This is a genomic window from Mycolicibacterium vinylchloridicum (assembly GCF_013404075.1).
Lineage (GTDB): Bacteria > Actinomycetota > Actinomycetes > Mycobacteriales > Mycobacteriaceae > Mycobacterium > Mycobacterium vinylchloridicum.
Genome location: NZ_JACBJQ010000117.1, coordinates 1 through 5,792, shown reverse-complemented (window position 1 = coordinate 5,792; position 5,792 = coordinate 1). Strand labels below are relative to the sequence as shown.

General features: G+C 59.4%; 3 protein-coding genes and 3 pseudogenes. 3 read left to right on the top strand and 3 right to left on the bottom strand.

The features are described from left to right. Positions 1–525: 525 nt before the first annotated feature. On the bottom strand, positions 526–1,812 hold the full coding sequence (locus HPC46_RS33490) for a lipase family protein (protein ID WP_036424931.1): 1,287 nt from the start codon (positions 1,810–1,812) through the stop codon (positions 526–528). A 219-nt stretch (positions 1,813–2,031) separates the two neighbouring features. After that, on the bottom strand, positions 2,032–3,447 hold the full coding sequence (locus tag HPC46_RS33485) for an aldehyde dehydrogenase family protein (protein WP_005148491.1): 1,416 nt from the start codon (positions 3,445–3,447) through the stop codon (positions 2,032–2,034). Between the two features lie 213 nt (positions 3,448–3,660). On the opposite strand from HPC46_RS33485, the pseudogene HPC46_RS33480 reads away from it, so the two are divergent. After that, a pseudogene (locus HPC46_RS33480) lies at positions 3,661–3,895 on the top strand (IS630 family transposase); the annotation flags it as partial. Between the two features lie 119 nt (positions 3,896–4,014). Here HPC46_RS33480 and HPC46_RS33475 read toward each other — a convergent pair. After that, positions 4,015–4,281, bottom strand: a complete 267-nt coding sequence (locus tag HPC46_RS33475) for a hypothetical protein (protein WP_005148492.1) — start codon at positions 4,279–4,281, stop codon at positions 4,015–4,017. Between the two features lie 328 nt (positions 4,282–4,609). Between HPC46_RS33475 and HPC46_RS33470 the strand changes: the two are divergent. Next, positions 4,610–4,714, top strand: a pseudogene (locus HPC46_RS33470) (antitoxin VbhA family protein); the annotation flags it as partial. Between the two features lie 11 nt (positions 4,715–4,725). Then, a pseudogene (locus HPC46_RS33465) lies at positions 4,726–5,364 on the top strand (Fic/DOC family protein). The last annotated feature ends 428 nt before the right edge of the window (positions 5,365–5,792 follow it).

Here is a 5,792-nt window from a genome sequence, read left to right as displayed (position 1 = left end):
GATCGGCTTACCCGTCTCAAGCACGATCCGCACAGCGCCCTCACGGAACTCCCGGTCGTACTTCTTCCGTTTCTCTGACATCGCTACTCCTTATAGCCGATGCCTCCACGGTCTCGGGGGAAGGCCACAGTCTTCGACAGCGTCACCGTTTGATGAACGCGCAATCAGATGCCACGACGAGTCGGCTTGTGCCTCTCGGTTATGGCGATAAGGCTCGCCCTGTCGATGGTCACCAACCCGGTTGAGGTGCTCCACTTTCCGCTCTGTACGGGTAGATGATCGTGAGAAGGTGTTTGTCACTAGTAGGTCGCTACGCCGGATGTCATGTGTCGTCGTTGATGTCAGAAACTTTAAGCGTCAACGTGTAGGTACACCATGTCTTGCCAAGCTCAGCGCGGATCGATTGTTGGTACTTTGTGGACAAACCCAACGGTAAGGAGGGCGTGTACCCCGACGTTTCGTCGGGGTACGTCGGGGTACACGCGCTCGTGTCGGGACTGAGGAGAGTCGGAAGATGCCGACCGATTAACCACAGTTCGGTGTAGTTGGGGCTCCATTGAACCGATCGGTAAGCCACTGCATGGAGCGTTCCCCGTCAACGAAGTATGGGAGCAGAGTGTTCATGGCTGCCTTATTGAGGAATGGAGGCTGCTCGTTGGTCCACAGTTCAGTATCGGCCCCTTTCGCACACCAGTCGGCTGCGAGGTCGGACGATGCTTGGTATGGATTGAACGAATCAAAGCGGTTTGCCGAAATATACACCGGTGCATTGGGTTTAAGTGATCCGAGTTTTTGCGCCAGTAGAAGGCTCTTTACCGGATCGCTACCGAACAGCGTGGCGGGATCCACGTTGAAGTAGCCGGTGTTGTCGGGGAAGTAGAGATGGCGGAATCCGAAGTCTGCCACGGATTGGACTAGGCAGATGTATGAGGACCATTGAACGAAGTGCTGACCCCGAGGCGTGAGCGTGCTCACCAGGAGATCTTTGGTTTCGGGATACGCGTTGACGATGCCGTTGAGCACGTATCCTAGTGCGCCGACTAGTAGATTGCCGTCGAGAAACGGCGGCATTAGCGTCAGATCTGCCATCGGTGTGTTCAATGCTGCGCCAACGACTTTCAGATCGGGAGCGTATGTGCCCGCCTGTTCGGCCGCAGACCCAGCAGCCTGGCCTCCACTCAGCCAGCCCCAGAATGCTACGGGCGCATGGGGAGTCAAAGATGTTCCCGGCAGCTTTTGGGCGGCACGCGCGGCGTCTAAGAGCCCTGTGCCGGCGGATAGACGGTTAGCGAACTCCGGACCGCCCGGTATGTGCGTGCCCATACCGACGCCATCCGCTACGACGACGGCGAACCCGCGCGCGACCATCGTCGCAAGGAACGTCTCTTCGTAGTTGAACGTTAGGTCGAAGCCCTGAGAGAAGTGGATGCCCTGATCCATGAGCCGAGATGGTGCGCACTGCTCACCTATCCCGTATGGACCTGGTGCGTATGCGATTAGCGGTCGTGGCCCACTCCCTGTCCAGGGGTTGCTGGGTTCTAGATAGACTCCGGTCGCCGCGACTGGGTTTCCCTTGGCGTCGGTGGTCTGGTACATGATCCGCGTTCCTGAGGCCACCCAGCTTCCGAGTTGCCCAGACGGTTCATACACCAACCTCATCGGCTCTGATCGAATGAGGTCACCCGGCCGGCCGGCGGGCAGTGGACTTGGCGGCGTGTAAAACTCCAAATACTTGGTGTCGTCCGCGCGCGCCGTCGCGATGCCGTTGGTCGTTGGCATAGATGCGGAGATAGCCAATACTCCGACCAACATTCCAATCAGACACCGACCGATGCACTGGACAACGACTTTGATTCCGGGTCGCGATGCCGTGGCATTTGATTTACAACTGAGGAGATCAATGGCGACTTTGCTCATGAATGTTCCTATTTCATCGGGGGTTAGAAGTCTGGTGAGTGCTGGCTGATGCTTCCGTTCGCGTCGATCGGTGGACGTCAGAGCTGGGACCGCAACGATCGCTGTGCAGGCTGTTTAGCGGCCGTACTTGGCCCAGAAGTCGGCGAACAGTTCCTCTTCGGTCGCCTGCGGGCGCTGAATCGGCCTGGAAACCCACGTCAGGTTCACGAAGTGTCGGGCATTGACGTTCTCCGTGGTGATGTTGCCTCCCCACGTACCGCAGCTGAGGCTGAGCGTGAATGGCAGTCCGTTGCGGGGGCTTCCGGCACCTTCATTTAGGTTCTGGTTGACCATCACCCGAGCTGTCTTCGTCCTGGTCGCAAGTTCCTCGATGTGCTCTTCGGTCGTCGAATGGATTCCGCACGTGTGCCCGAGACCTTGGTATTCGGTGATTGCGTTGACCAAGTCGATCGCTGCGTTGATGGACTTCTTGTACTTGTAGGCAGTCAGTACGACCGAAAGCTTTTCGCCAGAGAACGGATGTTCTGGTCCGGTCCCCGTTTCCTCGACGATGAGGAATGTCCGATCCTCTGGTATTGAGAACCCTGAGATGTCTGCGATATGAAGGGCTGACTTCGCGATCACATCGGGGGTGGGGACATGTCCGCCGTCCGGCCACATACGGCTTTGCAACAACCCACTCTCTTCGGCGTCGCAGATGTAGCCGCCTCGTTTAAGGAGTTTCGACATCAGGGCTTCGTAGACCGACTCCTCGACGACGATGGCATTGTCGGCCAGGCAACTGGTGGCGAAGTCGAATGTCTTGGCCGCGACGATGGCCGCGGCGGCGTCGTCAAGGTCAGCCGTCTCGTCGACGACGTGAACCGAGTTGCCGACACCAACTCCGTATGCGGGAGTTCCAGAACTGTAGGCAGCCTTTACCATTCCCGCGCCGCCCGTCGCGACGATAAGGTCGGCCTGCCGCATAAGTTCCTGAGTTTTGGAGATCGATGGCTTGTCGATCACCTGGATGAGATCCGCCGGTGCGCCGACCTGTTCGCACGCTTTACGCATTGTCTCAACAACATCCATTGTCGTCGCTACCGTGCGCGGATGCGGTGCGACAACGATTGCGTTACGGCCCTTCAGAGCCATCAGTGTCTTTAGTGGAGGTGTGGCGTCTGGCCCCGTAGTGGGAATCAAGGCGGCGATAACCCCAACGGGCTTCGCAATCTTGATCAACCCACGACTAGGGTCGTCCTCGACGACACCGACGGTCTTGACCGTGCGCATGTCAGCCAGGACACCGAGGACCCGCTTGTTGATTTTGGTCACTTTGTCGTCGTAGTTACCAAAGCCACCCTCGTCGACCGCCAGTTTGGCCAACGCACTGGCCCGGTCAGGCCGGGCCACGGCCCATGCCACCGCAGTGCATAGTTCATCGGCTTGCTCTTGGGTGTAGTGCTCGATTGCCCGCTGAGCCTCGCGTGCACGCGCAACGATCGCCGAAACCGCTTCGACGGCAGGGCCAACTGTCAATGTGTCGGTCATGTTCGTAAGCGTGTCGCACCCGCAGCGTTACCGAATCGGCCTCATGGGACCAACACCGACTCACAAATTTGGCTCTGAAAGACCACCCAGGCCGTCGAAGTGACGGGCCAATGAATCCTGCGCGTGTTGTCCGGTCTGCTGGGGCAAGTGTGCCGATAGCGATGATTCCGCCGCTATCTATCGTTGGCCCCTGGGATTATCGAAGGCGGTTGCATCTTGCACTTCACCCCGACCAGCTCATCTTGTCGAACGCTGGTTCGCCGAACTGACCACCAACAAGCTGCGCCGCGGCACCCACACCTCGGTACGCCAACTCAACGCCGACATCCGCGCATGAATCCAAACCTGAAACGACAACCCTCGCCCCTACATCTGGACCAAGACCGCCGACCAAATCCTCGAATCCGTCGCCAATTACCGCAAGCGAATTAACGACTCACGACACTAGGTGCGTAATCCAATCGATCCGGGCCAGCCGGGGCCGCTGGCGTACCTGTATCAGTCGAAGTCAGCTTCCAACCATCGTCGATGTCGCGTTTCCGGTAAAAGCCGTAAAGGCCTTTAGTTTTAGGTCCGATTCGGCCGCTGGCCCCGCAATGCGTCCAAAACGCGTTGCGGTGTTGGCAGGTCCAGTCGGCACTCGTCACCGATTGACACTTCGTCCTCAGGGCGCATGACGTCGATGCCGTCGATCAGGACGGTGGGCGAGGGATAACGGCCGATGCGGTCAATGATGGGCTCGTCTATTCCGAGAGCGGCCAGGCAGTGGGTGACAGTCTGTCTAGCGAACTCGGCATTGGGGCATCCCGGCGAGGCGAGCAGTTCGATACGCATGACGGCAACCTCTGTGTGGCGGCCCATGTGGTTGGAGCCAGTGTGGTTTTATCGGACTCATTGACGTCACGGGCCGCTGATGACGCGCCCCGTGCCTGCACCCGCAGCGTACTCGGCGGCGGTGGGGTAATCCAGGCCTGAGCGACGTAGTTGAGTCGCTCCGTGCGGATCCCGATCGTCGCGGTCCGTCCTGGGTGTGACCGGCGGAATGTATTGCAGCGCAGCGCTTCAATCGCCATATCATTGAAGCGCTGGGGACTGCACCGCCCCGATCTTTGTCACCAAGTGGTAGCCGCGAGAGCTCGGCTGTGTTCGTAGATCATCGAGGCGATTCACCAAGGCCACGCGTGCCGACCAGGTCGCCTACGCCCGCGGAATCATCACTGCCGCCGAGCTACGCGATCGCGTTCGGCGCCGGTACAACCTGATGTAACCGAGCCTGCAGTGCCGCATTCCTGGGACACCGGCGACCTCGAACGGAACTGGCAGGGCGATTTCATTCCCGGCACGAACATTCTGAGGAACCGCGTCGGCGCCCAGACACCGGAGGCGATGCGAGACGCGGAGAACGATCTCGTCGAAGCACGTGTTATCGCACTCCGTCAGGCGACCGAGCTCCTGGGTGACCGCACGTATAATCTCCCCTACCTCTGCGTGATCCGCCGCCAGCTCTTTCAGGATGTGTACGTCTGGGCGGGAGATGTGCGAACGATCGGTATCAAGAAGAGCGGCGAGTCTTTCTGTCCACCGGGCAGTATCAGCCAGCCGATGGCCCATGTCGCCGCTGAGGTCCACCGGCTCAACCGACCTCAGGGATGTTCCCGAGGCTGAGCTCACACGCACCGTTGCATACCTGTACGACTACGTGAACTTTGCCTATCCCTTCCTCGAGGGCAACGGCCGGTCACCCGCGAGTTCTTTGACCTCCTCCTCTCGGAATGCGGCGCCGGACTCGACTGGCAGAAGACCGACCTGACCGAACTGCACAACGCATGCCACACTGCGCGAGCCGAATCCGACCTTGCAGGGCTGACTGCGATGTTCGTGAAAATCCTCGACACTGACCCTGCATACGAGTTCTGATCGGGCTGGCTGGTAGTCAAACACCCCCACCGCGTCGAGCTCGACATCGACTCACAAGCAGTGACTCCGTATGTCTGAGTGCCCAGCCTTCCCCTCCATCCCTATCCAGCGTCAATACGACCGATAAGAGTCTTCGATTCTCTTGGTTTGCAGCTGTTGACAGCAGCGAATTCGACTACCTCGTGCTCGTTTGCGCCCAGGTCTGGCCTCGAGGTCCGGGAACATGCCACGGTTCGCTAGCCAGGGTTCTGACTCCGTCCGCCACTGGCGGATCTCGACAACAGTCTCGGTCCGCCGAGGCGAGCATGTCCCGAGTCGCGTGGAATTTGGGTGACGATCCACGATGAACTCTAGGCGGCGGCACCGACAGATTTGGTGTCGGCGCCGGTGTCGGGGTGAGCGTGTCGGCGCAGGGCGTCGACGAGCTG

Bases quoted from the DNA above. Each gene is read 5' to 3' on its own strand.
- HPC46_RS33490 (WP_036424931.1), bottom strand. From the start codon at position 1,812: ATGTTGGTCGGAGTATTGGCTATCTCCGCATCTATGCCAACGACCAAC.
- HPC46_RS33485 (WP_005148491.1), bottom strand. From the start codon at position 3,447: ATGACCGACACATTGACAGTTGGCCCTGCCGTCGAAGCGGTTTCGGCG.
- HPC46_RS33475 (WP_005148492.1), bottom strand. From the start codon at position 4,281: ATGCGTATCGAACTGCTCGCCTCGCCGGGATGCCCCAATGCCGAGTTC.